The sequence below is a fragment of the Gaiella sp. genome (assembly GCF_035710885.1).
GTDB lineage: Bacteria > Actinomycetota > Thermoleophilia > Gaiellales > Gaiellaceae > Gaiella.
Map to the genome: position 1 here is coordinate 1 of NZ_DASTCS010000075.1, position 26,172 is coordinate 26,172.

General features: G+C 71.8%; 26 protein-coding genes and 1 pseudogene. 18 read left to right on the forward strand and 9 right to left on the reverse strand.

Annotated features, from left to right (window positions below; genetic code table 11):
- Both VFO26_RS16785 and VFO26_RS16790 read left to right on the forward strand, forming a co-directional pair.
- Positions 1 to 712 (forward strand): M24 family metallopeptidase (locus VFO26_RS16785; RefSeq protein WP_325116229.1); only part of this gene is annotated, 712 nt, incomplete at its 5' end.
- A 183-nt stretch (positions 713 to 895) separates the two neighbouring features.
- The gene (locus VFO26_RS16790; protein ID WP_325116230.1) at positions 896 to 1,858 is read left to right on the forward strand and encodes a GTPase; all 963 of its coding nucleotides are present in this window, start codon (positions 896 to 898) and stop codon (positions 1,856 to 1,858) included.
- A gap of 9 nt (positions 1,859 to 1,867) precedes the next feature.
- On the opposite strand, the gene VFO26_RS16795 is transcribed toward VFO26_RS16790, so the two are convergent.
- The 4 genes and pseudogenes from VFO26_RS16795 to lysA form a co-directional block, all read right to left on the reverse strand.
- Positions 1,868 to 2,626, reverse strand: coding sequence for a class I SAM-dependent methyltransferase (locus VFO26_RS16795; protein WP_325116231.1), 759 nt, complete (start codon positions 2,624 to 2,626; stop codon positions 1,868 to 1,870).
- 167 nt (positions 2,627 to 2,793) lie between these two features.
- A pseudogene (locus tag VFO26_RS18020) lies at positions 2,794 to 3,012 on the reverse strand (cupin domain-containing protein); the annotation flags it as partial.
- A 279-nt stretch (positions 3,013 to 3,291) separates the two neighbouring features.
- Positions 3,292 to 3,822 carry a CoA pyrophosphatase gene (locus tag VFO26_RS16800; RefSeq protein ID WP_325116232.1) on the reverse strand — a complete coding sequence of 177 codons (531 nt, stop codon included), beginning with the start codon at positions 3,820 to 3,822 and terminating at the stop codon, positions 3,292 to 3,294.
- On the reverse strand, positions 3,819 to 5,078 hold the full coding sequence (gene lysA / locus VFO26_RS16805) for a diaminopimelate decarboxylase (RefSeq protein WP_325116233.1): 1,260 nt from the start codon (positions 5,076 to 5,078) through the stop codon (positions 3,819 to 3,821). Before lysA ends, VFO26_RS16800 begins: the two co-directional genes overlap by 4 nt.
- A 144-nt stretch (positions 5,079 to 5,222) precedes the next feature.
- On the opposite strand from lysA, the gene leuS reads away from it, so the two are divergent.
- The 4 genes from leuS (at position 5,223) to holA (ending at position 11,804) form a co-directional block, all read left to right on the forward strand.
- Positions 5,223 to 7,691, forward strand: coding sequence for a leucine--tRNA ligase (gene leuS, locus VFO26_RS16810; RefSeq protein ID WP_325116234.1), 2,469 nt, complete (start codon positions 5,223 to 5,225; stop codon positions 7,689 to 7,691).
- 226 nt (positions 7,692 to 7,917) lie between these two features.
- Complete coding sequence (locus VFO26_RS16815; protein WP_325116235.1) at positions 7,918 to 8,493, forward strand: ComEA family DNA-binding protein; 576 nt, start codon at positions 7,918 to 7,920, stop codon at positions 8,491 to 8,493.
- The gene (locus VFO26_RS16820) at positions 8,490 to 10,772 is read left to right on the forward strand and encodes a DNA internalization-related competence protein ComEC/Rec2 (RefSeq protein ID WP_325116236.1); all 2,283 of its coding nucleotides are present in this window, start codon (positions 8,490 to 8,492) and stop codon (positions 10,770 to 10,772) included. Before VFO26_RS16815 ends, VFO26_RS16820 begins: the two co-directional genes overlap by 4 nt.
- Before the next feature lie 24 nt (positions 10,773 to 10,796).
- A complete protein-coding gene (holA, locus tag VFO26_RS16825) occupies positions 10,797 to 11,804 on the forward strand; it encodes a DNA polymerase III subunit delta (protein ID WP_325116237.1) in 1,008 nt (335 codons plus the stop codon).
- A gap of 3 nt (positions 11,805 to 11,807) precedes the next feature.
- On the opposite strand, the gene rpsT is transcribed toward holA, so the two are convergent.
- On the reverse strand, positions 11,808 to 12,077 hold the full coding sequence (gene rpsT, locus VFO26_RS16830) for a 30S ribosomal protein S20 (RefSeq protein ID WP_325116238.1): 270 nt from the start codon (positions 12,075 to 12,077) through the stop codon (positions 11,808 to 11,810).
- An 89-nt stretch (positions 12,078 to 12,166) separates the two neighbouring features.
- Between rpsT and murJ the strand changes: the two genes are divergently transcribed.
- Positions 12,167 to 13,768, forward strand: coding sequence for a murein biosynthesis integral membrane protein MurJ (gene murJ, locus VFO26_RS16835; protein WP_325116239.1), 1,602 nt, complete (start codon positions 12,167 to 12,169; stop codon positions 13,766 to 13,768).
- Between the two features lie 32 nt (positions 13,769 to 13,800).
- Complete coding sequence (tsaA, locus tag VFO26_RS16840; protein WP_349259098.1) at positions 13,801 to 14,226, forward strand: tRNA (N6-threonylcarbamoyladenosine(37)-N6)-methyltransferase TrmO; 426 nt, start codon at positions 13,801 to 13,803, stop codon at positions 14,224 to 14,226.
- A gap of 26 nt (positions 14,227 to 14,252) precedes the next feature.
- On the opposite strand, the gene VFO26_RS16845 is transcribed toward tsaA, so the two are convergent.
- On the reverse strand, positions 14,253 to 14,495 hold the full coding sequence (locus tag VFO26_RS16845) for a DUF2630 family protein (RefSeq protein WP_325116241.1): 243 nt from the start codon (positions 14,493 to 14,495) through the stop codon (positions 14,253 to 14,255).
- Positions 14,496 to 14,620: 125 nt separating this feature from the next.
- Here VFO26_RS16845 and VFO26_RS16850 point away from each other — a divergent pair, with 125 nt between their 5' ends.
- The 7 genes from VFO26_RS16850 to VFO26_RS16880 all read left to right on the forward strand — a co-directional run bounded on the left by VFO26_RS16850 (position 14,621) and on the right by VFO26_RS16880 (position 22,054).
- Positions 14,621 to 15,151 (forward strand): GNAT family N-acetyltransferase, encoded by a 531-nt coding sequence (locus VFO26_RS16850; RefSeq protein WP_325116242.1) that lies wholly within the window; start codon positions 14,621 to 14,623, stop codon positions 15,149 to 15,151.
- 266 nt (positions 15,152 to 15,417) lie between these two features.
- Entirely contained in the window at positions 15,418 to 17,208 is a 1,791-nt protein-coding gene (gene lepA / locus VFO26_RS16855) for a translation elongation factor 4 (protein ID WP_325116243.1), read from the forward strand.
- A complete protein-coding gene (gene hemW / locus VFO26_RS16860) occupies positions 17,205 to 18,392 on the forward strand; it encodes a radical SAM family heme chaperone HemW (protein WP_325116244.1) in 1,188 nt (395 codons plus the stop codon). Before lepA ends, hemW begins: the two co-directional genes overlap by 4 nt.
- Positions 18,393 to 18,604: 212 nt before the next feature.
- Entirely contained in the window at positions 18,605 to 19,630 is a 1,026-nt protein-coding gene (gene hrcA / locus VFO26_RS16865) for a heat-inducible transcriptional repressor HrcA (protein ID WP_325116245.1), read from the forward strand.
- Positions 19,630 to 20,757 (forward strand): J domain-containing protein, encoded by a 1,128-nt coding sequence (locus tag VFO26_RS16870; RefSeq protein WP_325116246.1) that lies wholly within the window; start codon positions 19,630 to 19,632, stop codon positions 20,755 to 20,757. The genes hrcA and VFO26_RS16870 overlap by 1 nt, the downstream gene beginning before the upstream one ends.
- Positions 20,754 to 21,299 (forward strand): 2'-5' RNA ligase family protein, encoded by a 546-nt coding sequence (locus tag VFO26_RS16875; RefSeq protein WP_325116247.1) that lies wholly within the window; start codon positions 20,754 to 20,756, stop codon positions 21,297 to 21,299. The genes VFO26_RS16870 and VFO26_RS16875 overlap by 4 nt, the downstream gene beginning before the upstream one ends.
- Positions 21,296 to 22,054, forward strand: a complete 759-nt coding sequence (locus VFO26_RS16880; protein WP_325116248.1) for a 50S ribosomal protein L11 methyltransferase — start codon at positions 21,296 to 21,298, stop codon at positions 22,052 to 22,054. The genes VFO26_RS16875 and VFO26_RS16880 overlap by 4 nt, the downstream gene beginning before the upstream one ends.
- A gap of 35 nt (positions 22,055 to 22,089) precedes the next feature.
- Here the strand turns inward: VFO26_RS16880 and VFO26_RS16885 are convergent, their stop codons facing one another.
- Positions 22,090 to 22,587: a helix-turn-helix domain-containing protein gene (locus VFO26_RS16885; RefSeq protein ID WP_325116249.1), complete on the reverse strand. Its 498-nt coding sequence runs from the start codon at positions 22,585 to 22,587 to the stop codon at positions 22,090 to 22,092.
- Positions 22,588 to 22,674: 87 nt separating this feature from the next.
- Between VFO26_RS16885 and VFO26_RS16890 the strand changes: the two genes are divergently transcribed.
- The 3 genes from VFO26_RS16890 to VFO26_RS16900 all read left to right on the forward strand — a co-directional run bounded on the left by VFO26_RS16890 (position 22,675) and on the right by VFO26_RS16900 (position 24,529).
- On the forward strand, positions 22,675 to 23,517 hold the full coding sequence (locus VFO26_RS16890) for an alpha/beta hydrolase (RefSeq protein WP_325116250.1): 843 nt from the start codon (positions 22,675 to 22,677) through the stop codon (positions 23,515 to 23,517).
- A gap of 75 nt (positions 23,518 to 23,592) precedes the next feature.
- A complete protein-coding gene (locus VFO26_RS16895; protein ID WP_325116251.1) occupies positions 23,593 to 23,934 on the forward strand; it encodes a hypothetical protein in 342 nt (113 codons plus the stop codon).
- Positions 23,935 to 23,995: 61 nt separating this feature from the next.
- Positions 23,996 to 24,529 (forward strand): cupin domain-containing protein, encoded by a 534-nt coding sequence (locus VFO26_RS16900; RefSeq protein WP_325116252.1) that lies wholly within the window; start codon positions 23,996 to 23,998, stop codon positions 24,527 to 24,529.
- 18 nt (positions 24,530 to 24,547) lie between these two features.
- Here VFO26_RS16900 and VFO26_RS16905 read toward each other — a convergent pair whose 3' ends face one another.
- Together VFO26_RS16905 and VFO26_RS16910 are read right to left on the reverse strand one after the other, a co-directional pair.
- Positions 24,548 to 25,750 (reverse strand): LanC-like protein, encoded by a 1,203-nt coding sequence (locus tag VFO26_RS16905; RefSeq protein WP_325116253.1) that lies wholly within the window; start codon positions 25,748 to 25,750, stop codon positions 24,548 to 24,550.
- A 118-nt stretch (positions 25,751 to 25,868) separates the two neighbouring features.
- A partial coding sequence (locus tag VFO26_RS16910) for a pentapeptide repeat-containing protein (protein WP_325116254.1) occupies positions 25,869 to 26,172 on the reverse strand: 304 nt, incomplete at its 5' end.

Sequence of the window (26,172 nt, forward strand, 5' to 3'; positions counted from 1 at the left end):
GATCCGCGAGAGCGCGCGCTGGTGCGAGCGGGCGCACCACCTGCTTCAGGAGTACACGCGACCGGGCGTGACCGAGGCTCAGGCGAGCCTCCGCGCGGGATACGAGGCGAGCCTTGCGATGCTCGACGCCCTCGGCCCGACGTACGACGGCGGGCTTGCGTCGTCGGACGCAGCCTCGGCCGGCTATCGGGGCCAGATCGGCGCGCGGAGCGCGTGGGCGCACGCCGTCGCGCACAACATCGAGTTCCGACCGGGCGACGTGCTCGTCACCGAGACGAGCGCGCCCGTGTGGGGGTACAACGCCGAGCTCGAGCGCGCGATGGTGGTCGGAGCGCCGACCGACGAGATGCGCCGCCACTTCGGGCACACGCGCGCCGCCCAAAGGGTCGCGTTCGATGCGTTGCGACCGGGCGTCACGTGCGCGGACGTCGACCGGGCCGTCCTCCGCCATTTCGAGGAGAACGGCATCCTCGACACGTGGAGCCAGCACACCGGGCATGCGATCGGATTGCGCAATCACGAGGCGCCGTTCCTCGACGTCGGGGACGAGACGGTCGTGGAGCCGGGGATGGTGTTCACCATCGAGCCCGGGGTCTACGTCGCCGGTCTCGGGGGCTTCCGCCACTCGGACACCGTCGTCGTGCGCCCCGACGGGATCGAGATCCTCACGGACTACCCGAGCGAGATCGACGACCTGGCGCTGCCGCTCTGACCGCGGCGTACGGTACGCTGTGCGCGCGATGGACGCCTGGCGCGCACACGTGCTGCGACAAAACGGCTGAGCCCCCGCTTCCCGCTCATGCGTCTGGGGAAGCGGGTGGATGACGCGCACCACGACCCGTGAGCGGGTCGCGGCACGCGCGCTCCTTCCCGCACGATCGGAAGGAGGTGAGCGATGCCGATGCCGCATCGCACGTTCGCAGAGGTGGCGAAGCGCCGCCTCGTCGGAAAGGAAGGGTCGGAGCGTGTCGCGACGATCCGCGCGCTCCTGGGCGAGCTACCCGGGTACCGCAACGGCCCGTACGCCGACCTGCGCAAGTGGCTCGACGGCGAGCTCGACCGGACGCGCACTCGCGCAAAGGTCCTCCACCGCGACTCGATCCAGGTGCGCCGCGAGGGTGCGGCGCAGATAGCGCTCGTGGGGCCGCCCAACGCGGGGAAGTCGTCGCTGCTGCAGGCGCTGTCCGACATCCAGATCAAGACCGGGGACTACGCCTTCACGACGCTGCGCCCCGTTCCCGCCCTGACGAGGATCGGCGGCGTCCTCGTCCAGCTGGTCGAGATCCCTGGGCTGATCGAAGGCGCACGGGACGACCGCGGCGGCGGCCGCGCGCTTCTCGGAGTCCTCCGCAACGCGGACGCGATCGTCTACTGCCGTGCGGCGAACGAGCCGGCGTCGTCGCTCGACGTCGTCCGCCGCGAGGTCGCAGCGGCCGGGATCGAGAAGCCCGCGGTCGTCGCGCTCACGAAGGCGGACGAGCTGGGGGATGCGGGCGGCGAGGACCTCCGGCGCGCGTGCGACGACGCGTGTGTCGATTCAACAGATGCGCAGGTGGTCGTCCTCGCGGTCTCGGTGCTGGACGACGAGAGCCTCGACGACCTCCGCGAGGCGATCTGGAACCTCACCGGCCTGATCCGCGTCCATCCCCGTCGGGACGGAGTCGTCGAACAGCAGGAGCCGTTCGCGCTCGCGGCCGGGGCGACGGTGGCCGACCTCGCCGACCGCGTCCACCACGAGCTCGGGGTGTCGTGCAGCGGGGCGCGCGTCTGGGGCCCGTCGGCCCGCTTCGACGGCCAGCGAGTCGGCCGATCCCACGTGCTCTCGGACGGCGACGTGGTCGAGGTGATCGCGCGCTGAAGGGCTCGGCTAGGCCACGCCCCGCGCCGCCCAGGCACGCGCGGTGACGACGAACGGCGCCGGCGGCAGGCGCTCCCGGCAGCGTTCGCGCAGGAGGGCGCGTCGCTCGGCATCGAGGCCGGACGTGTAGGAGCCCGCCGGCCCGACACCGAGCTCGAACGGCTCCCACCACTCCTCGAAGGTCGGATGCTCGACCTCCGCCACGACGTCCGTCTCCTCGACCTCGGCGAGGCCCGCCGACTGGAGCAGCTCCATGAGATGCCCCTGCCGCGCGCCGGGGAGCGCCGACTCGTCCGCAACGTCCGGGTCGATCCCGTGGGCGGCGTCCCAGAACGGGCTCAACGGGCCATGGCCGCCTGCGTGGTCCCAGACGCAGGCCGCGACGATCCCGCCCGTGCGGGTCACGCGCCCCATCTCGCGAAGCCCCTGAACCGGGTCGGTCATGAAGTGCACCACGAGCTGAGCGAGTGCCGCGTCGAAGGAGTCGTCGGGAAACGGCAGGTCCTCCGCAGAGGCGCGCACGACGTCGACGCCGGGATGACGCTCACGTGCCGCCTCGACGAAGGGCGCCGACGGTTCGACGGCCGAGACGCCCGAGGGGCCCAGCCGACGGACGAGCTCGGTCGTGAGCGCGCCGGGGCCGCACCCGACGTCGAGCACCCGCTGGCCCTCAGTGACCTGCGCGAGGCTTGCGAACGGGCCGGCGAGCCGACGCGAGTACCGACCCATGAAGCGGTCGTACGCGTCCGCGGGAACGGCGAAGGTCACCGGCGCAATCTACGGGTCGGCGGAGGCCTCGTCGTCCCAGTAGTCCGCCTCCTCGCCCACGACGAACCACCTGCGATCGTCCAGGCGCGCGCCCCAACGAAGCAACATCGTGTTGTGTCGACCTGGACGGCCGCGCGCGGCAGGGCGAAGTTCGACACGAGCAGGACACGCGTCGGCGCGTCCGAGCGGTTGGTGAGCCGATGCGCGCCCTCGGGCCCGCTCGGGAACAGGATGCAGTCCCCGGGCGCGAGCTCCCGCTCGCCGCGAGGCGAGCGCAACGTCGGCCGGCCCGCGACGACGACGAGCAGCTCGTCGTTGCCGAGCTCGTAGTGGTACGGGAACGTGCTCTCGCCGGGGGGGCAGCTCGTAGAGGCTCGCGCCGACATGCTCCCCCGACACCCGTTTCCGCCGCCAGACGAACCCCGGGCGCTCTGGAGGCCATGTCCGCTCGATCCAGCCTTCGTCGTCGAGCAGGTTGATCTCCACGGATCGACACTAGCCTCTGCGGGCCGCGCCACCGATCCCGGTCTGCTGTCCCCAACCGCCCCCAGGGGCACCCCGGTGTCCCTGTAGTCAGGCTATCGAGGAATGTGTGCCGGGAGCGCGCCGGGTCCGTGCCGACATCGTCACGGCTCAGCCCCGGCGGTCACGCCTCGGTGCGGCGCTCACACGCCCCACTCGCCCGCGAGCAGCCTCGGCAGCGCCTCGTCGAGCAGGCGCAGGGTCATGCCCCACAGCACGTGGCCCTCGACGTCGATCCCGTCCACCAGCAGCGGCTCGCGGAAGCGCAGCGACGAGAAGGGCAACATCGCGCGCGAGGCGGGATCCGCGAGCACCCGGGCGGCCGGCGTGAGGATGCCGACGATCTCGGTCTCCTGGAGGCGCCACGCGGTATCGCTCGGCACGCGGCCGAGGAACGGGTGCACGAGCCAGCCCGTCGCCCGAGTGGCGAGCGGCTCGAGCGCAGCGACGACGTCGACCTCCGCAGGCGAGAGCCCCACCTCCTCCTCCGCCTCGCGAAGCGCCGTCGCGAGCAGGCTTTCGTCACCCGGCTCGGGCTTGCCGCCGGGAAGCCCGAGCTGGCCGCCGTGCTGCCCCCCGTCGTCTGCCCGGATCACCAGCACGACCCGCAGCTCGTTCTCCACGTCCCGGTAGACGGGAAGGAGGACGGCCGCGGTGCGGAGGTCGTCCCTCATCCGAGCTCGGTGCGGAGGAGGTCGTCGATCGTCTCGCGGCGCCGGATGACGCGGGCGGAGCCGTCGCGCACGAGCACGGCGGCCGGTCTCGCGACGCCGTTGTAGTTCGAGGCCATCGCCAGCGTGTACGCGCCGGTCGCGGGCACTGCGAGCAGGTCGCCGCGACGCGGCGTCGGGAGCGCGACGTCGTCGATGAGCACGTCGCCCGACTCGCAGTGCATCCCGGCGACGCTGACGGTCTCGCCCGGCTGCTCGTCCGCGCGGGTTGCGGAGAGGGCGGTGTACCGAGCGCGGTAGAGCTGCGGCCGCGGGTTGTCGGACATCCCGCCGTCGATCGCGACCCACGTCCTCTCCGGCAGGCGCTTCACGGTCCCGACGCGGTAGAGCGTCACGCCCGCCCGGCCGACCAGGCACCGGCCCGGCTCGAGCCAGACCTCGGGCTTCGGCAGGCCCGCTTCGACGAATGCGAGACGTGCAGTCGACGCCGCGCCTCGGGCGAGCTCCGCCGCGTCGGGGACGTGATCGTCGGGATGGTGGCGGATCCCGAACCCGCCTCCGAGGTCTGCGACCCGGGCCGTCCAGCCGAGCTCGTCCCGGCAGCCCGCGACGAAGGCCGCGAGGCGCACGATCGTCTCCGCCTGGGCGTCGAAGTCCTCGAGCTGCGACCCGACGTGCACGTGGACGCCGAGCACGTCGAGGCCGCGGTCGAGCGCGTCGGCGACCGCCGCGCGAGCCTGGTCGGGCGGGAGGCCGAACTTCGACCCGTGGTGGCCCGTCCGGATCGCCTCGTGCGTGTCGGCGTCGACTCCCAGCGTGACGCGGACGAGGACCTGCTCGACCCCCGCGGCGGCGGCCAGCTCCGCCTCGTCCGACGCGTCGAGGACGACCGGCGCACCGATCGACGCGGCCTTTCGGAGAAAGCCCGTGCTCTTGTTGTTGCCGTGGACGACGAGGGTTTCGCCCCCGTGCCCGGCTGCCTCGGCGAACGCGAGCTCGCCGGCCGAGGCGACGTCGGCGCCGATGCCCTCCTCCCGCAACAGGCGTAGCAGCGCGACGCTCGGCAACGCCTTCGTCCCGAAGAAGACGCGGCCGTCGCCGACCGCCTCCCGTAGGGCACGGGCATTCGCGCGGAGAGTCTCCTCGCAGAGGACGACGAGCGGTGTCCCATGCTCCTCGGCGAGGCTTTCCGAGCTCAGCCCGCCGAGCGTGAGGTCGGCGCCGTCGAGAGCGGCGGATTCCGGGAACAGCGCTAGCACCCGTCGATCGTGCCTGTTAGAGTGAAGCCGTGCAGCAGCTTCTCACGTAGTCCAGGGAGGTAACGCGGCGACGCCGCGCAGACTCCCCACGAGCCTCTCTTCCGGAGAGGCTTTTTCGTTCCCGAGGGAGAGTTACGAGCAGAGATGGAGCCGAGCGAGACCGAGAGATACGACCCCGCCGCGATCGAGGCGAAGTGGCAGGCGTTCTGGAGCGCCGAGGACGCGTTCGTGGTCCCGAACCCGGACTTCGGCTCTCGCTCCACGGCCGAACTGCAGTCGACGTACGTGCTCGAGATGCTCCCGTACCCCTCGGGCGAGCTGCACATGGGGCATGTCTTCAACTACACGCTGGGCGACGTCTTCACCCACGTGCGGCGACGGCAGGGACACACGGTGCTGCGCCCCATGGGCTACGACGCCTTCGGCCTGAACGCCGAGAACGCCGCGATCAACGAGGGCGGCCATCCACGCGAGATCACCGCCCGCAACATCGAGTCGATCCGCCGGCAGATGAAGCGAATGGGGTGGGCGATCGACTGGTCGCGCGAGGTGTCGACCGCGGAGCCGGAGTACTACCGGTGGACTCAGTGGCTGTTCCTACGCTTCTTCGAGCGCGGGCTCGCGTATCGCCGCGAGGCGCCGGTCAAGTGGTGCCCGAAGGATCAGACGGTGCTCGCGAACGAGCAGGTGATCGACGGTCGCTGCGAGCGCTGCGGCACCGAGGTGGAGGCGCGGAACCTGACCCAGTGGTTCTTCAAGATCACCGACTACGCGGATCAGCTGCTCGACGAGATGGATCTGCTCGAGTCGTGGCCGGAGCGCGTCCTGACGATGCAGCGCAACTGGATCGGCCGGTCGGAGGGCGCGCGCGTCACGTTCAAGGTCGAGGGCAGCGACGGCGAGCTGCCCGTCTTCACGACCCGGCCCGACACGCTGTTCGGTGCGACGTTCTTCGTGCTCGCGCCGGAGCATCCGCTGATCGGCACGCTGACTGCAGGGTCGGAGTACGAGGCCCCGGTCGCCGACTACGTCCGGCACACCGCCGGGAGGTCGGCCGTCGAGCGGGAAACGAAGGAGAAGGACGGCGTCTTCACCGGTCGCCACGCGGTCAATCCCGTCAACGGCGAGCCGATCCCGATCTGGGTCGCCGACTACGTGCTGATGGAGTACGGCACCGGCGCGATCATGGCCGTCCCCGCCCACGACGAGCGCGACCACGCGTTCGCGGAGAAGTACGGGCTCGAGATCCGTCAGGTGGTTGCCCCCGCCGAGGGGGGCCGGCCGGCCGACGCCGGGGCGTTCGTCGCCCACACGGACGACGAGGTGCTCGTCGACTCCGGCGAGTTCACGGGCCTGGCCGCGCCCGCGGGCAAGAAGGCGATCACGGCGTGGCTGGACGAGCGAGGCCTCGGCGAGGAGGCGATCGGCTATCGGCTGCGCGACTGGCTGCTCTCTCGGCAGCGGTACTGGGGCTGCCCGATCCCGATCGTCCATTGCGAGACGTGTGGATCGGTGCCCGTGCCCGACGAGCAGCTGCCGGTGCTCTTGCCGGAGATCGACGACTATCTGCCGAAGGGGAAGTCTCCGCTCGCGGCGGCGGAGGGCTGGGTCGCGACGACCTGCCCGAGCTGCGGCGGCGCCGCCCGCCGCGAGACGGACACGATGGACACCTTCGTCGACTCGTCGTGGTACTTCCTGCGCTACGCCGACGCGCGGAACGACGAGGCGGCCTGGGACCAGCAGGTCGTCGACTACTGGCTGCCGGTGAAGCAGTACATCGGCGGCGTGGAGCACGCCGTGCTGCACCTGCTGTACGCCCGGTTCTTCACGAAGGTGCTGAACGACATCGAGCTGCTCGGCTTCCGCGAGCCGTTCTCCCGGCTGTTCACGCAGGGGATGATCTACCGGCACGGCGCGAAGATGTCGAAGACGAAGGGCAACGTCGTGTCGCCCGACGCGGCCGTCGAGCGCTACGGCGCGGACGTCCTGCGCCTCTACATCCTCTACATGGGCCCTGCCGAGCAGGACAAGGAGTGGAGCGACGACGGGATCGAGGGGACGGCGCGGCTCGTCGACCGGATCTGGCGGCTGGCGCTCGCGGTCGCCCAGCGCGGGCCCGTCGACGCGCCCGCGGGTGGGGAGCTGATCCGGGCCGCGCACCGGACGATCGACCGGGTCTCGGACGACATCCTGCGCCGGTTCCAGTTCCACACGCCGATCGCGGCGCTGTTCGAGCTCGTCAACGAGATCTACCGCGTGAAGGACGATCCCGCCAGTGCGGGCGAGGTGCGATTCGCGACCGAGACGGCCCTGTCGCTGATCCAGCCCTACGCACCGCACGTCGCCGAGGAGCTCTGGGAGCGGCTCGGGAACTCCCGCCTGTGGGAGCTGCCGTGGCCCGAGGCCAACCCTGCGCTCGTGGCAACGGACACGGTCGAGATCGTCGTCCAGGTGAACGGCAAGCTCCGCGACCGCCTGCAGGTCCCGGCCGGGACGCCGGAGGAGGAGCTCGTCGAGCGCGCGCTGGCCTCGGAGCGGGTGCGGGCGCACGTGGACGGGGAGCCGCGCCGCACGGTCGTGGTGCCCGACCGGCTCGTCAACGTCGTCGTGTAGGCCGCGCGTCGGCTTGCCGGCGGGCGGTCGGGCGCCTCGAACGCGCCTCGACCGCTGCAGGCTCGCCGCCGGATTCGCGCGCGTGCCGCCGAGACCCCCCTCTGATCCGCTGACCGAGCCTGCGCTCGCGCCCAGCGAGCGGTGTGGGTGTGGCCCGCCGACGCCGTCACACTTCCGGCACGAAGCCGTCACACACCCGTGACAGGTTGCCGGCGACGCTCGGAGCGTGATCTCCCTCACGCGCTCCCAACTCGTCCTCGTCGCCGTCCCACTCGTCGTCCTGCTCGCCGTAGCCGGTTCACGTCTCGCCGGCGTCGGCGCGAGCGAGGGGCCTCCGGCGGCCGCACCGCTCGCCCGCCTCGAAGCGGGCGGGACCGAGGCCGCTCCACGACTCGTGGTGCACGTCGTCGGCGCGGTCCGCAGACCGGGCCTCTTCCGGTTGAGGGAGGGCGCGCGGGTTGCCGATGCGCTCACCCGGGCAGGTGGTCCGACGCGCCGCGCAGACCTGGCCGTCGTGAACCTTGCGGCTCCGCTCGCCGACGGGCAGCAGGTGCTCGTCCCGCAGCGAGGCCCTCCCGGCGTGGCCCCGGCCGGCTCTGCGGCGGGCGCCGTGAGGGTGAGCCTCGCGATCGCGACCGTGGAGCAGCTCGACGAGCTGCCCGGGATCGGCCCCGTCACCGCTCAGAAGATCGTGGACTGGCGGACGGCGCACGGGCCGTTCCGGTCGGTCGAGGACCTCGACGAGGTTCCCGGGATCGGGCCTGCGCGAGTCGAGCAGCTCAGGGAGCTCGTGACGCCGTGAGACGGTTCCTCGAGACCGGCTGGCCCACGCTCCTCGTCGGTGCCGCATGCGTCGGCGTCGCCGTCTCGGTGTGGGTACGACCACCTGCGCCAGCCCTCGCCCTCGCTGCCGTCGTCGCGCTCGCAGGTGCTCTGCTCGAGTCCGACACGAGGCGACTGGTGCTCGCGGGGGTCGCGCTCGCGTGCATCGGCCTGTGGTGGGGGTCGGTCCGGGGCGACGCGCTCGAACGCAGCTACCTGGTCGGACGGCTCGGGCAGGAGGCATCGGCGCGTGTCGTCGTCACCGGCCCGGCGCGGCGCACGCCGTTCGCGTTGCGTGCTCCCGCGGAGGTGCGCCGCTTCGGGCCGGTGAGCATTCGCGAGCGGGTGCTCCTCGAGCTGCCGCCGGAGCGCGCGCCGCCTCAGGGCGCGATCCTCGAGCTGCGTGCGCAACCGGTCGCTCCGCGTGGGCCCGAGACCGGCTTCGACGAGCGCGGCTGGCTCGCCCGCCGCGGGGTGCACGTCGTCCTGCGCGGCGAGGACGCCCGCGTCGTCGGCCGGCGGGGTGGGATCGGTGGCGTCGGTGACCGGTTGCGCGCGCACGTGGAGTCGACGCTCGCCCGAGGGACGAGCGGGGAGCGGCGGCGCCTGCTCGTCGGGATCGTTCTCGGCGAGGACGCCGAGATCGGATCGGAGCTCGAGAACGCCTTCGAGGCCAGCGGGCTCATGCACCTGCTCGCGGTATCCGGCCAGAACATCGGAATCGTCGCAATCGGGGTCGTCACAGTCGCTCGCGTCGTCGGTGTCGGCCGCCTCGTCGGGGAGGCGGTCGCGATCGTGATCGTGCTCGCCTACGCGCTCGCCGTCGGCTGGCAGCCGTCCGTGGTACGAGCCGCCGTGGCGGGCTCGCTCGCCTCGCTGGCGTGGATCGCCGCGCGTCCGAGGGACCGCTGGCACGCGCTCGCGGTCGGGGCGCTCGTCCTGCTCGCGTGGATGCCGCAGTCCGCGCTCGAGCCAGGGTTCCAGCTCTCGTTCGCGGCCGTCGCCGCGATCTTCCTGGTGCTGCCACGTGTGGCCGGTGTCCCCGAGGCGTACCCGATCCCGCGGCGGCTCTGGGACGTCCTCGTGGTGGCGGTCGCCTGCGGGCTGGTGACCGCGCCCGTGGTCTGGCTCCACTTCGGTCGGGTCGCGCTCTGGACGGTTCCGGCGAACGTCGCCGCGGAGCCCGCGATGCCGCCTCTCATCTCGCTGTCGCTCGCGGCCGCCGCGATCGAGCCCGTGCTGCCTGGCGCAGCGGTCGCGCTCGCCTGGCTCGCGGGGTGGTGCGCGGCGTGGATCGCATTCGTCGCCCGGGGCGTGGCGGGCTGGCCGTCGGCCCAGGTCGAATCGCCGGTCGTGATCGCGGCCGCCGCCGCCCTCCTCGGCGCGGTCGTGCTCCTCCGTCGTCTCCCTCGCCACCGCCGCCGATCCACCGCCGCCGCGCTCGTGTCGGCCGCGCTCACGCTCGCCGCCGCTGCCTGCGCGTTCCGGCCGCTGCCGTCCTGGGAGCCGCCCTCCGGTCTCCGTGTCACGTTTCTCGACGTCGGACAGGGCGACTCCGTGCTGCTCGAGGTGCCCGGCGGCGCCGTGCTGTTCGACCAGGGCCCGCCGGAGGCGAACGTTGCCGGGCAGCTTCACGGGCTCGGGCTCCGCTCCCTGACCGCGATCGTCCTCACGCACCCGCAACGCGACCACATCGGCGGGGCCGCGGACGTGCTCGCCCGGCTGCGCGTCGGCGCGGTCGCGGATCCGGCCCTCGAGGCGCCGTCCAGCGATCACGATGCCGTGATCTCGGCCGCGCGCCGCGATCGGGTGCCGGTCGTCGTGGCGCGCGCCGGCGACGTCTTCAGGATCGGGCGCCTGCGGCTGCGGATCCTCTGGCCCGACGAGCCCGGCCTGGCCAGCGACGACCCGAACCAGCACGCGGTGGTCGCCGTCGCGAGCTACGGCCGGACCGACGTGCTCCTCACCGCCGACGCGGAGAGCGACGTCACCTCGCGCTTGCCCCTCCGGGCGGTAGAGGTGCTCAAGGTCGCCCACCACGGCTCCGAGGACGCCGGGCTACCCGACCTCCTTCGCACCCTTCGCCCGCGGCTTGCGGTCATCTCGGTGGGGGAGGGGAACTCCTTCGACCATCCTCGCCCGGAGACGGTCGCAGCGCTCGCGGCCGTGCCGGGCATGCGCAGCCTTCGCACGGATCTGAACGGCCGGATCGTCGTGGAGTCGGACGGACGTGCTCTCACCGTGCGCTCGGAACGCTAGGTCGCACCGTCTAGTGTGACGACGATGTCCGCAGCCGAGCTCAAGCCCGTCTATCTCGTCACGGGCAACGACCGGCCGAAGGTCGAGCTCGCGATCGGGCGCCTTCGCGCGCGATTCGACGCGGGCTCGATCGAGCGGCTCGTTGCGGGCAAGGACGGTGTCTCGGGGGCCGACGTCGTCGCGGCCTGCAACGCGGGCACGCTCCTCGCCGGCGAGCGCCTCGTCCTCGTCAGCGGGGTCGACGGGCGCCGCGGCGACTTCGACCGCCTGACCGGTGGCTGGAAGGCGGCCGACGTCGAGGCGGTCGTCGACTACTTGCAGGCTCCGGCACCCGGCACGGTGCTCTGCCTCGTGGGGGAAGAGGTCAAGAAGGACTCTCCGCTCGCGAAGGCGTGCGCCAAGGTCGGGGACGTGCTCGCCTGGGACGTCGGAAAGAAAGAGGTCGTGGGCTGGGTTGCCAAGGGCTTCAACGACCGCGGTGTGAAGGTCGGCGCTGACGGGTGCAAGGCCCTCGTCGAGATCGTGGGAGAGGACAAGCTGGCCCTCGCGCTCGAGATCGACAAGCTCGCGACCTGGGCGGACGGCGAGCCCCTCGGGGTCGAGGAGATCGAACGGCTCGCGACACCGCTCGCGGAGGATCCACCCTGGAAGCTGACCGACGCGTGGGGAAGCCACGACGTGGCCGCCGCGCTGGACTACGTCGAGTCGACGCTGGACAGGAGCCACCGGCCGCGGGCGAGCGAGGCCGCGGCGCTCGGGGCGCGTCTCGGCGCGCACCTGACGAAGTTGACCCGGATGAAGGCCCTGCTCGAGGCGGGAGTCAGGCCGAGGGACGCCGGGGCCAAGCTCGGGATGAAGCCGTATCCGGCGGAGAAGCTGGCACGTCAGGCGGAGCAGTTCACGGGCGAGGAGCTACGTGACGCAACGGTGCGCCTCGCGAGGCTCGACCATGCGTTGAAGGGCGGGAGCAGGCTCGCGCCCGACCTCGAGCTCCAGCTCGCCGTCGCCGACGTCGCCCGCGAGGCGCGCTGAACGCTACTCGGCTGCGGCGGACGAGACGACGCGCGCGGCCTGCGCCTTCTTGCGGGCTGCGGTGTTCTTGTGGAGCGCGCCCCGAGCTGCCGCCTTGTCGATCGTCCGCACGAGCTCGCGATGCTCGGTGGCGACGGTCGCCTCGTCGCCGTCGGCGACGGCTGTCTCGAGCCGCTTCGCGAGCGTCTTGATCGTCGAGCGGTAGCGGAGGTTCTCGAGCCGCTGACGGCCCGCGATCCCGACGCGCTTCTTCTGCTGCTTGATGTTCGCCATACGTGAGAGCGCCCGGCCGAATACCGGCCCCGGGCCGCGGGATGGTAGCAGAGCGGCTTCCGACGATTCCACGAAACTCCCCCTCGAGGATGTCCGAGCTCGATCCCACGCTCGACCCCGCGCTCGACACCGAGCGCGCCGACCGGAGGCGACTCGCGCGCTCGACCGCCGTGTTCGGCGCGGCGACCGCGCTCTCCCGCGTGCTCGGCCTCGTCCGGGAGATGGTGGCGGCATACACGTTCGGGGCGGCGGGGAGGATCAACGCCTTCACCGTCGCGTTCCAGATCCCGAACCTGGTCCGCGCGCTCGTCGCCGACACGGCGCTCTCCGGGGCATTCGTCCCCGTCTTCAGCGAGCTACTCGAGAAGGGGGAGCGCGTGCGCGCGTGGCGCGTCGCCTCGACCATCTTCTGGCTCGTCCTCCTCTTCACCACGGGGCTGACGGCCGTCTTCGTGCTCGCCGCGCCGCTCATCGTGGAGCTGTTCGGGACACCGGGCGGGGACTTCGACCTCGCCGTCGGGCTGTCGCGCCTTCTGTTCCCGATCGTGATCCTGCTCGCGCTCTCCGGGATCGTGGTCGGGATCCTCAACTCCTACGACCAGTTCACGGTGCCCGCGCTGACGCCCGTCGCCTGGAACCTCGTGATCATCCTCGGGCTCGTCCTCGGCGTGCCGTGGGCCGGGAGCGAGGACGCCGAGCTGTACGTCTACGCGGGCTCGATCGTGATCGCGACGCTCGTTCAGCTCCTCATGCCCGTGCCCTGGCTGCGGGGCCTCGACGGAAGGCTGCGGGTCGCGCTCGACTGGCGCGACCCCGCGGTCGGCCGCTTCTTCGTCCTCATGCTCCCCGTGACGCTGACACTCGGCCTGATCAACGTCTCCACGCTGATCGGGACGCTGTTCGCCTCGCGGCTGATCGACCCGGACCTCGCCCCCCGCGCGATCGACCTCGCGTTCCGCCTCTACATGCTGCCGCAGGGGATCTTCTCCGTCGCGGTCGCAACCGTTCTCTTCCCGACGCTGTCGCGGCTCGCGGCCCGGGGCGACATGGGCGGCTTCGGGCGCACGCTCGACACCGGCGTTCGACAGATCGGCTTCCTGTTGATCCCCGCCGGGCTGGTGTCCGCGGTGCTCGCGGAGCCGATCACGCGCCTGGTCTACGAGCGTGGGGAGTTCACGCCCGACCAGACACCCGTCGTGGCCGGGGCGCTGGCGGCCTTCTCCGTGGGGCTCGTCTTCAACGGCTGGATGCTGTTGCTCAACCGCGCGTTCTACGGGCTCCAGTCGAACTGGACGCCGACGTTCGTCGCACTCGGAAACCTCGCGCTCAACGTCGTCCTCTTCGCCGCTTTCTACCGCCTCGGCGTCTGGGGCCTCCCGCTCGCGACCTCCCTCTCGAACCTTGCGGGTGCGGTCGTGCTGATGGTGCTGATGTGGCGGCGGGTGGGCGGGGTCGAGGCCGCCACGACGCTCACGGCACTCGTGCGGATCATCGTCGCCTCCGTCGTCGCGTCGGGCGTCGCCGTGCTCGTCTGGTGGGGTGTCGACGGGGCACTCGGCCGCTCGATCGTCGGGCAGATCCTCTCGGTGGGGCTCGGCCTCGGCGCCGGGACGCTCGCGTACCTGGGCGCGTGCCGGGTACTCGGGGTGCGCGAGCTGGGCTCGGTGTTCGCGCTCCGCCGCGGCATCTGACCGGCTCCCGCCGATCTGCCTACGATGGTGAGATCGGCGAGGACCCCACACGCGCTCCCTTCCCGCTCCGCGCACTCGGCCGCGTCGAGTCGTCGTTGAAACGCACCGAGGACGCCCCGATGCAGGGCGTCGAGGGAGCGCCGGACGCCTGGATCGTGTTCGAGGACGACGTCGTCGAGGGGGCGCGCGACCTGCGTCCCGGCGACGAGGTCTTCGTGCTGACGTGGCTCCACGAGGCACGGCGCGACGTGCTCGCCGTCCACCCGCGTGACGACCCGACGGTGCCCGAGCATGGCGTGTTCAGCACCCGGTCCTCGGATCGGCCGAACCCGATCGGTCTCCACCTCGTGGAGGTCGCGGAGGTCGACGGCTCGAGAGTGCGGGTGCGGCCGCTCGAGGCGATCGACGGGACGCCGGTCGTCGACGTCAAGCCGGTGCTGCGGCACGAGCGCGGGTGAGCTCGTCGGCGCGCCCGCGCCGCCGCCTACTGCTCGTATCCCTCGACCGTCTCGCTCGAGCGCGCGTTGGCTTGCCCGGGGTCGAGGCCGAACTCCTCGAGCGCCCGTCGCTGCCGGAGCAGGTCCCAGCAGCGATCGAGCGATACCTTCACCTGCTCGAGTCGTCGGCTGTCGACGTCCGTCGCCGCCCCCGCCGCCTGCCGGTCCCACAGCTCGTGCTCCTCTGCGACGAGCTGCTCGATCGTGTCGTGGATCTGCGCATCGTCCATGCGGACACGATACGCGGTGCGAGCCGATGCTCCCGGACACGCGGGGCGCTCCCGAGTCCGCGTGGGCGGGAGCGCGTAGGAGGTAATCCGCGCGGAGCCTCGCCGGCGCTGCGAGACTTGCGCGGATGGTCGTCACCGAGCAGACCGAAGTTCGTCGTCTCGGCGTCGGCGACCTCCGTGACCACCTCGACGCGCTGGCTGCGGTCCTGGTGGACTGCGTCGAGGGAGGGGCCTCGGTCAGCTACATGGCGCCGTTCACGCACGACGACGCGCGACGCGCGTTCGAAGGGTGGGCGGACGAGGCCGAGCACGGCCGGCGGCTCATCCTGGCGGCGTTCGCGAACGGCGAGCTGGTCGGCACGGTGCAGGTGATCCTGGCGGTGCCGCCGAACCAGCCCCATCGCGGGGAGATCGCGAAGCTCCTCGTCCACCGCGCGGCGCGCAGGAGAGGCCTCGCGCGACTGCTCATGGAGCATGCCGAGCGGGAGGCGCGCGCGGAGGGCAAGACGCTGCTCGTGCTGGACACCGTGACCGGCGACCCGGCCGAGCGTCTCTATCAGCGGCTCGGCTGGTCGACCGTGGGTGTGATCCCCGGGTACGCGCTCTACCCCGACGGAAGACCCTGCGACACGACCGTGTTCTTCAAGGTGCTCTGACCGGGGGCGCGCCGGCCTTGGATCCTCGTCGTGCGTCTGAGCCGATGGACAGGCCTCAGAAGAAGCGACGGGAACACGATCACCGGGCCGTCGGAGATCGCCGAGGAAGGCACCGACCACACGACCGCTTCGGCCTCGTCTTCCTCAGGCTCGAGAACTGACACGAGCTCCCGCCCTCTGCGGCATCGGCAGCACGGACGCCAGCTGCCGGAATCGGGCGAGACCGGGAAAAACGGCTTCACGGCTACGATCGACGCCGATCAGCCATGGACCAGAGCCGGATCCGCAACTTCTCGATCATCGCCCACATCGACCACGGGAAGTCGACGCTCGCGGACCGCATCCTGCAGCTGACCGAGACCGTCTCCGAGCGCGAGATGCGCGACCAGCTCCTCGACTCCATGGACCTCGAGCGCGAGCGTGGGATCACGATCAAGGCGCAGGCCGTTCGCGTGCACTGGAAGGGCCACGAGCTCAACCTGATCGACACGCCGGGCCACGTCGACTTCACGTACGAGGTCTCGCGCTCGCTGCAGGCGTGCGAGGGCGCGGTGCTCGTCGTCGACGCAGCCCAGGGGATCGAGGCGCAGACCCTTGCGAACGCCTACCTCGCGATCGAGAACGACCTCGAGATCGTCCCGGTCGTGAACAAGATCGACCTCCCTTCGGCCGATCCCGACGGCGCGGCGGCCGAGGTGTGCGAGCTGCTGGGCGGCGCGCCCGATGAGGTCGTCCGCATCTCCGCGAAGACCGGGCACAACGTGGAGCAGGTGCTCGACGCGATCGTCGCGCGGATCCCCCCGCCGGACGGCGAGGCCGAAGCACCCGCGCGCGCTCTCGTGTTCGACTCGTCGTACGACCAGTACCGCGGCGTGATCGCCTTCGTGCGCGTCGTCGACGGACGGCTGACGACCGGTGCGGGTCTGCGGGCGATGGCGATGGGCACGAACTTCGATGCGGAGGAGCTCGGCTACATGTCCCCGCAGCGCATGCCCGTCGATGCGCTCGGGGCCGGCGAGGTGGGGTACGTCGTCACCGGGTTGAAGGACGTCTCGCGCCTTCGCGTCGGTGACACGCTGACCACGCGCAAGGCCGGAGCCGGGAGCCCGCTCCCGGGCTACAAGGACGTCAAGCCGATGGTCTTCGCCGGCCTCTTCCCGACGGACTCCGACGACTACCCGGAGCTCCGCGACGCGCTCGAGCGGCTCAAGCTGAACGACGCAGCGCTCTTCTACGAGCCGGAGACGTCGCAGGCGCTCGGATTCGGCTTCCGCTGCGGGTTCCTGGGCCTGCTGCACATGGAGATCGTCCGCGAGCGGCTCGAGCGGGAGTTCGACCTCGACCTGCTCGTGACGGCGCCCAACGTCGCCTACGGCGTGAGGGAGAAGAACGGCGCGTGGACCGAGGTCCACAACCCGGCCGACATGCCGCGCGACGTCGAGGAGGTGCAGGAGCCGTACGTCCGCGCGCAGGTGATCGTCCCCAAGGACTACGTCGGCGCGGTGATGGAGCTGTGCACCGAGCGGCGCGGGCGATTCGACCACATGGAGTACCTCTCCGAGACCCGTGTGCTGCTGACCTACGAGCTGCCGCTCGGCGAGATCGTGTTCGACTTCTACGACCAGCTGAAGTCGCGGACGCGGGGCTACGCGAGCTTCGACTACGACCTCGCCGGGTTCCGCGACGGAGATCTCGCCCGGGTGGACGTGCTGGTCGGCGGCGAGCAGGTCGACGCCCTCTCGCTGATCGCACATCGGGACGCCGCGTACGAGCGAGGGAGGCTGCTCGTCGAGCGGCTCCGCGAGGAGATCCCGCGACAGATGTTCGACGTGCCGATCCAGGCTGCGATCGGGTCGCGCGTGATCGCGCGGGAGACGGTCAAGGCGAAACGCAAGGACGTGCTCGCCAAGTGCTACGGCGGAGACGTCTCCCGCAAGCGGAAGCTGCTCGAGAAGCAGAAGAAGGGCAAGAAGCGGATGAAGCAGGTCGGCGGGGTCGAGGTGCCGCAGGAGGCGTTCCTCGCTGTGCTCAACCTCGACGGCGAGAGGAAACGGTGACGCCCGCGCTTCCGGTGAACGGGCACGGCCGGAGCGACCGGTCGGGGGGGACGCCGGCGCCCGAGAACGGTCGAGCGGGAAGCGTCCGGCACCTGTACCTCCACCTCCCGTTCTGCGTCCACCGCTGCGGCTACTGCGACTTCGTCACATCGGTCGGCCGGCGAGAGGAGCACGGCGCGTACGCGGACGCGCTCCTCGCCGAGCTGGAGCGGGAGCGCTGGCGGCTCGCCGCCCGGGTCGAGACCGTCTTCGTCGGCGGCGGGACGCCGACCTTCACCGAAGCAGCCGCGCTCGAGCGGGTGCTTGCCGGCCTTCCGGTGGTCGACGAGCTGACGGTGGAGGCGAATCCCGAGTCCGTCACGCCCGAGCTTGCCCGGCTGTTGCGCGCGCACGGCGTGAATCGCGTCTCCGTGGGCGCCCAGTCGTTCACGCCCGATCTCCTCGCGGTGCTCGAGCGCGTTGCCGGCCCGGACGACGTCCGACGTGCAGTGCACACTCTCCGTGATGCCGGGTTCGACAACATCTCGCTCGATCTCATCTACGGGATCCCGGGCCAGAGCGCCGCCGACCTCGACGCGGACCTCGCGGACGCCCTTGCGCTCGAGCCCGAGCACCTCTCCTGCTACGAGCTCGAGGCGAAGCCGGGGACGCGGTTCACGCACCTGCACGGGGCCGAGCTCGCCCGCCAGGCGGAGGCGATGGAGGGCTATGCGGAGCAGGTCGTGTCGACGCTCACCGCGGCCGGCTACCGCTGGTACGAGACAGCGAACTTCTGCCGCGACGACGAGGACGGCCGCGAGCTCCGCGCGCGACACAACCTGGCGATCTGGCGCGGTGCCGACTACCTCGGGGTCGGGGTCGGGGCCGTCTCGACCCTGGGCGGCGAGCGACGGCGGAACCTGCCCTCGGTCGTGCGGTACGTGAGGGCGCTCGCCGCCGCCGGCGAGCCACCGCGGGAGCTCGAGCTGCTGGACGCGGAGACCCGCGCGGTGGAGCGGCTGATGCTCGGGCTGCGGCTCGACGAGCCGTTCGCGCTCGACGAGGTCGAAGCGGTCGTGGATCGCGACGCTCTCGACCGGCTGGTCGCGGGCCTGCTCGTCGAGCGGGCGGACGGCGGTGCGATCCGGTTGACGCCCCGAGGGCGGCTGCTCGGCGGCGCCGTGACGGCCGACCTGCTCGCCTGAGGGGCCTTCGGGGGCGCGGGCCTCCTGGGTCGGGCGCGCCGCCACCGTCGGCCTCCGGTCGACGAGCGCGTGGGCGGGCCCGTGCAGGCACTCATTCACCACAACGCGTCGCGACGCGCGAGGGTCGCGTGCCGGTGCGCACCCTCGGTGAGCGCTGCTCGAGGCCCTGCGCGCACCGAGGCGACCGCGGCAGCGGCCCGTACGATTCGACCATGGAGCTCACACCGCGAAAGCTCGAGATCCTGCGGCGGGTGGTCGAGGAGTACGTCGCGACCGGCCAGCCCGTCGGGTCGAAGTCGCTCGTCGAGCGCTCCGGCCTCGACGTGTCGTCGTCGACCGTGCGCAGCGAGCTGTTCGAGCTCGAGTCGATCGGGCTCCTGACCCATCCTCACACCTCGGCGGGGCGTGTACCGACCCAGACCGGCTACCGCGTCTACACGGAGGGGCTCGTCGCCGAGATCGAGGGTCGTCCGGGGCCGTTCCCGCTCGACCTGACCGCGATGCGGAACGAGCTCGAGGAGGCGTTGCAGCGGACGACGGAGGCGCTCTCCGACGCGACCCACCTGCTCGCGCTCGTCTCTGCGCCCGCGCTCGAAGCCGCAGCCGTGCGCCACGTGGAGGTGCTGCAGCTCCAGCCACGGGTCGTGATCGTCGTCGTGATCACCGCGTCGGGGAGCGTCTCGAAGCGCATCTTCGAGCTCGAGGACGAGGCCGACCCCGGGCTCGTCGACTGGGCGCGCGCGTACCTCGACGAGACGATCGTCGGCAAGCGCGCGAGCGGGACCGTCGTGCGCCGCGCGTTCGAGGAACCGGGCCTCTCGGTACGCGAGCGAGCGTTCCTCGGGACGTTGCGACCGGTCTTCGCCGATGTCGTCGCGACCGCGACCGAGCTCTACGTCGGCGGCGCGGCGGGGCTCCTCGGCGACGCGCGCGGGCCCGACGTGGAGGCCTGCCAGCGCCTGCTCGAGGTCCTCGAGCGGCGCGCCGCCGTGCTCGGGCTGCTCCACGACGCGCTCGATCCGAAGCGGACCGTTGTCCGCGTCGGCCCGGAGCTCGAGGGCGAGGAGCTCGAGGGTGCGTCCTACGTGGGCGCCACGTACGGCCTTCCGAACCGCTCGTTGGGAGCCGTCGGGCTGCTCGGGCCCTTGCGCATGGACTACGAGAAGGCGATCCGCTCGGTGCGGGCCGCGGCGTTCGAGCTCTCGCGGCTCGTCGAGGACGTGTACGGAGCACCCTGATGGCGACGACGGAGCAGGACTACTACGAGCTGCTCGGCGTCTCGCGCGACGCGAGCCACTCCGAGATCAAGAGCGCGTTCCGCCGGCTCGCCCGCGAGCTCCATCCCGACGTGAGCGCGGAGCCCGACGCCGACCGGCGCTTCCGCGCCGTCGCCGAGGCCTACGAGGTGCTTTCCGACCCCGAGCGCCGGCGGGCCTACGACCGCTTCGGTCACGCGGGCGTGCGTGGGGGCTTCGCTCCGGTGGATACCGACTTCGGCAGCCTCTCGGACGTCTTCGCGGCGTTCTTCGGCGAGACCCTGTTCGGGCAGGGCCCGAGCGCGGGGCCGCGCCCGGCGCGCGGCCCCGACGTTGGCGCGCACGTGGAGATCGACCTCGCCGAGGCCGCGACTGGGACGACGCTCGCCGTGCAGGTGCGGGTCGCGCAGAGCTGCGAGGCGTGCGCCGGCACGGGCGCAGCCCCGGGCACATCCCCGGTCACGTGTCCAGGCTGCGGAGGCGCGGGCGTCGTCCAACAGGTCTCGCGCACCGTGCTCGGGCAGATCGTCCGTTCCGGCACGTGCCCGCGTTGCGACGGCGCCGGCCGCATCGTCGAGAGCCCGTGCGAGCGGTGCGAGGGCGACGGCAGGACGCTCGAGGACGCGCCGCTCGAGCTCGAGATCCCGGCCGGCATCCACGACGGCCAGCGGATCCGCGTGCGCGGCGCGGGGCACGCGGGAACGCTGGGCGGCCCGCGCGGCGACGTCTACGTGAGCGTCAACGTCCGACCGCTCGAAGGCGTCGAGCGGGAGGGCGACGACCTCCGCGTTCGCGCGTCGCTCACCATGACCGAGGCCGCGCTCGGAGCGAGTGTCTCGGTCCCGACGCCCGAGGGTCCCCTGGAGATCGAGCTGCCGCCCGGCACGCAACCGGGCGCGATTCACGCAGTTCGGAGCCGCGGGATGCCGTCGCTCGAGACGGGCCGGCGCGGGGACCTGCTCGTCCAGGTCGACGTCCGGATCCCGAGCAGGCTCACGGCAGAGCAGCGTGCCGAGGTCCTGCGGCTCGAGGGCGAGCTCGGCGCAGATGCGTATCGCAGCGACGACGACGACGGGTTCCTGGGGCGGCTGAAGAGCGCCTTCCGTTGAGCCACGCCGACCGGCGGACTGCCCTCCTCGTCGCGGCTCGCGAGGCGGAGCCGGTCGTCCGCGAATGGCGGCTCCGCTACGTGCGAGAGTCGGTCGAGCGGGGAATCCCACCGCATCTCACGATCCTGTTCCCGTTCGTCCCGGCGGCCGAGATCGACGAGGAGATCCTGGATGCGCTCGGGCGCCTCTACGCGCCGTCGTCCGCGTTCGACTACGCCCTCGAGTCTGTCGAGTCGTTTCCCGACGCGGCGTGGCTCGCACCCGAGCCGGCCGGGCCCTTCCTCGACCTCATCGCCAGGACGCGTGCAGCGTTCCCCGACCGGCCGCCGTATGGAGATCCCGAGCACGTCCCCGTCCCGCACTGCACGATCGGCGCCGACGACGACCCCGCCGGCGTCGAGGCGATGGTGCGTGAGCTGCGCTCAGGGCTCGGCACGCAGCTTCCGATCCGCTGCCAGGCAAGCGAGATCTCGCTCCTCTGCGAGCGTGCGGACGGGTCGTGGTTCGAGCGCGGCGCCTTCCCGCTCGAAGGTCGCCGATGAGCGGGTTGATCCGCATCGCCGTACGTGCGCGGGGCGACGAGGCGGAGCCCGTGCGTGCGCGGCTGCTCCAGCTTGCGCCTGCGGGGCTCGAGGAGCGGGACGCCGACGGCGTGGTCGAGCTCGCGGTCTACCTCGACGGGGAGGCCGCGGATGCCGTCCTCGCGGAGCTCCCCGGGGCGACGTTCCAGCCGGTCGAGGACGGCTGGGAGGACGCCTGGCGCGCATTTCACCAGCCGGTCCTCGTGGGCGGTCTCTGGCTCGGCCCGCCCTGGGAGCGTCCGCCGGATCCGTCGCGTGCCGTCGTGATCGATCCGGGCCGTGCCTTCGGCACTGGCTCCCATCCGACGACCCGCCTCTGCGTCGAGCTCCTCGCCCGAACACCGAGCGGGTCGCTGCTCGACGTCGGCTGCGGCTCCGGCGTTCTCGCGATCGCGGCGTCCCGCCTGGGCTTCGCACCCGTCCTCGCGATCGACGTCGACCCGGTCGCGGTGGAGACGACTCGCGCCAACGCGGCCGCGAACGGCGTCGAGCTCGACGCCCGCGTCGTCGATGCGCTGAGCGGGCGCTTGCCGGCGGCGGACGTCGCCGTCGCGAACGTGCTCCTCGCCCCGGTGGAGGCGATCCTCGCGCGCCTGCACGCGACCCAGGCGATCACCTCCGGCTACCTGGCCCGCCAGCGGCCCGCACACCCGGGCTGGGCCCACCTCGAGACGTTGGCGCTGGAGGGTTGGGCGGCGGACCGCTTTCGCCGCTGACGCCGTGACCCTGCGCTGGGTATAGCCGGGGAGCTCTAGGTTCCGCGGCCGGCGCGCTCCGCGGCCGATGTCGCCGGGGACGCCGCCCGCGGGAAGCCGGGGCCGGGCACGAGCTCGATCTCGTCGTTCGCGAGAGCCGGCGTGCCCTCGGGAACCAGCGCCGCCACGACCGGCGTCCTGTCGCTCTTCCGCCGCAGGAGCCGCATCGGCTCGGCGCAGAGATACCGATCGCCCCACTGCCGGAGCGCGTTGAGCCCGACGAACAGGTCGGAGCCCTTCCGGGTCAGCCGGTACTCGTGGCGCGCCGGGTGCTCGCTGTAGGGAACACGCTCGAAGATGCCCTGCTCGACGAGCCGGTTCAGCCGCTCGACGAGCACGTTCGGGGCGATCCCGAGGCTCGCCCGGAACTCCCCGAACCTGGTCAGGCCGAGGAACGCGTCTCGCACGATCAGCCACGTCCAGCGGTCGCCGATGATCTCCAGCGTCCGGGCGACCGAGCACGTCTCCTGGCCCTGGTAGTCGCGCCTGAGCACGGGTGAAGGGTAGCGTCGAGGAAGTTGCATGAAGCTACCGACCTTTGTATGGTCACTTGCTTCAGGCAACCGACCAGGGAGGTCAGCGTGAGCGCCGATTCCACCAACCCGGACACCGTCGTCCTGATCCACGGCCTCTGGATGACGCCGCGCAGCTGGGAGAGGTGGGTGCCGCACTACGAGGCCAAGGGCTACCGGGTGCTGACGCCCGGCTATCCGGGCTTCGAGGTCGAGGTGGAGGCTCTGCGCGCCGACCCGTCGGTGATCTCCTCCCTGACCGTGCCCGAGACGGTCGCGCACCTGGCGGGCGTCGTCACCGAGCTCGACCGGCCGCCCATCATCATCGGCCACTCGTTCGGCGGCACGCTCACGCAGCTCCTGCTCGATCACGGCTGCGGCGCCGCCGGCGTCGTGATCAACTCCGCGCCCACCGAGGGCGTGCGGGTGAACCCGCCGTCCCAGATCAAGTCGCTGTTCCCGTTCCTCAAGAGCCCCTCGAACCGGCACAGGCCGGTCGGCTTCACGCCCGAGCAGTTCCACTATGCGTTCACGAACACGCTCAGCGAGGAGGAGTCCGCGGAGGTGTACGAGCGGTACCACATCCCCGCCCCGGGCAGCTGGGTCTGGGCCTACGGCCTGATCGCCAACTTCAAGCCCGGTCATCAGGAGACCTGGGTGAACTACAAGAACGACGCCCGCGCGCCGCTGCTCTTCATCGCGGGCGGCGCCGACAACATCATGCCCCCATCGGTGAACAGGTCGAACGCCAAGCACTACACGTCGAACACGATCACCGACTACGAGGAGTTCCCGGGCCGCTCGCACTGGACCTGCGCCGAGCCGGGCTGGGAGGCGGTCGCCGACTTCGCCCTGAAGTGGGCGATTGCGCGCGCGGCCGGGACAGAGGTGCCGACCGCAGCGTCTGTCTGAGCCGCTCGAGCCCGACCGCGGGGCCGCCGAAGCGGCCGGTCCCGCGGGACGCGGCGCGAGGAGCATGATCCGCGGGTGGGTTGGACGAACGTGGCGCGGGGGACGCTCGAGCTGCACGTCGACGAGGTCGACGTCCACGTGCCGACAGGGTCGAGGTGGCGCGACGAGCTCCGCGGGATCGCCCTCCCCGTCTCGACGTTGCGCGAGACGCTCGGGGGCGAGGAGGGGCTCGTCACCGACGAGTTCGGAGATTCGCACCCGATCTCGATCGCGGAGTGGGCCGATCGTGACCCTGAGACGCGCCTGCTGGTCTGGTTCACGTATCAGCAGCAGAACGCTCCGGACGGCTTCCGCGGAAGCATCTACCCTCCCGACGTCCTCGAGCGAGCGCACCCCGTCGGTCGCCGGGCACGGTGACAGCGCGGCCGGCCCGGCTGCTCGTCACACTGTCCGAGTGACCGCAGAAGCTCCTCTCCGGATGAGCAAGAACGGCCTCGTCGTTGACGGCGAGGGCTGGTTCGTGGTGAACGCGCGCGATTCGCGTTGGCGGAGCGAGGGGCCGCTCGGCTCCTACTGCACCTTCGAAGGCAAGCGGCGATTCCCCCAGCTCGGGATCAACGTCAACGTCCTCGAGCCCGGCCAGGCCATGGGCATGTACCACCGCGAGAGGGCGCAGGAGGGCTTTCTCGTGCTGGCCGGCGAGTGCGTGCTGATCGTCGAAGGGCAGGAGCGCAGGCTCGAGTCGTGGGACTTCGTCCACTGCCCCGGCGGCACCGAGCACATCATCGTGGCGACGGGTGATCGGGCCGCGATCGTGGTGGCCGTCGGTGCGCGCGGCCGCGGCGTCGGAGGCGGCGTCGTCTACACGGTTTCGGAGCTCGCGGCGCGGCACGGCGCCAGCGTCGAGCGAGAGACGACGAGCGCCGCCGAGGCCTACGAGAAGGTACGCGAGGATCTGCCGAGGTCGAGGTGGGTCGAGTATCGCGAGGGATGGTTGCCCGACGACAACTGACCCTGCGCCCGACGACGCTCAGAACGTGTCGAGCGTTGGGAAGGCTGCGGTCGCGGTGAGGCAGCTCGAGAGGTAGAGGGCGGTGCCCGGGTCGCCCGTCCAGAGCGAGTGACGCCCGCGACCGTAGTGTGCGCTGGTGCGCTCGACCTGCTCGATAGCGTGCATCGCGAATGCGCGCGCCCTGCGCAGCCAGAGCTCGTCTCCGGTGCGCTCGAAGAGCTTCAGGAAGGCGTACCCGTTGCCGGCCGTCCCGTGGCACAGGCTCGCTCCCTTCTTCAGCGGGCCGGCCCGCCAGGTCAGCTCGCCTCCAGCGACGAGGAGGTCGGTGAGCCGGCCGTCGTGCGGCGCGAGCGACGCGAGGGAGGCGACGATCCCCGGGGCTCCGTGGCACCACTGGGTACGGCGTGGTTGCGAGCTCGGCTCCAGCGACGGGCGCCATTGGGCCAGTCCGCCGACACGCAGCGCGTACTTGGCAAGGACGGCGGCGGCGCGCCGTTCGAGCTCGAGGCGCCGGGTTCCATCGAGCAGGTCTCCGCGGGCGAGCGCGAGCACCTCTCCTGCGAACCCGTGGGCCGGGCCGAGAATGTGCTGGCGACGGCCGTAGAGATCCTGCTCCCACAGGTCGCCACGCCACTCGTCCCACAGCCGATCCGCGGAGTCGCTCCACGCGGCGCGCCAGCACTCCGCGCCGGTCCGCTCGTACATCACCTGGGCTGCCAGCATCGTCCCCGGAGATCCCCACATCAGCTCCCAGGTCGGGTTCTCGACATTCGCGCGCACCGCCTCCAGGAGCCACTCCTCCTGCCATCTGCTCGGCGCGAGCGTGTGGGCGACCAGGAGGATCCCCGCCTCTCCCATCCACAGGGACGGCACCACGCCCACGTCGGGGAAGTCCGGCTCCCGGCGATACCGCTCCGGCAGGGTGACTGCGACCTCGCCCCAGTCTCTACCGGGGTCCGCCGGACCGGCCCGCCGGAGCGCGTGCAGGGCCCAGATGACCCCGGCCGCGCCGAGGTAGAGGCTCGCCACACGCCCGAGGGGCGGCTCGTCGTCCTCCTCCTCGTCGAGCGGATGCGGCGGCCACAGCGACTCGTGCTCGAATGCGCTCTCCGTCTCGGCCACGATCGCGCCGATGGCGGCACGCGCCCGGTGGGCGTCCCAGGCCCGCTCGATGACCGGCTCGTGAGCGTCGGGGTCGAACAGCTCTGGTTCGCCCGTCACCGCCGTCACCGGAGGATCCGTCCAGGTCGCGGTCTCGGGGAGGGCACCGGCGTCATGCGGTGGGATCGTCGCAGGCCGAGCTACCCGCCGGCCGTGGGAGTGACGGCCGCATGTGTCGTCAGTCGAGGATCTCGATCCCGAGCGCGGATGCGAAGACCGGCGCGTTGGCGAGCACGTCGTCCCAGGACATCCGCGCTCCACGCAGCGCGTCGACCCCTGAAGCACCGGCGAGGTCGCACGCGGAGAGGTCGACACGCTCGATCGTCGCTCCCGAGAAGCGTGCCCCGCGAAGCTCGCACCGCTCGAACGTCACATCCTTCAACGACGCCTCGTAGAAGTCGCACTCGCTCATCCGGCAGTCGCGAAACACGACCCGCTCGAGCTTTGCGAACCGCAACCCGACGAGGTCGAGGCGGCAGTCG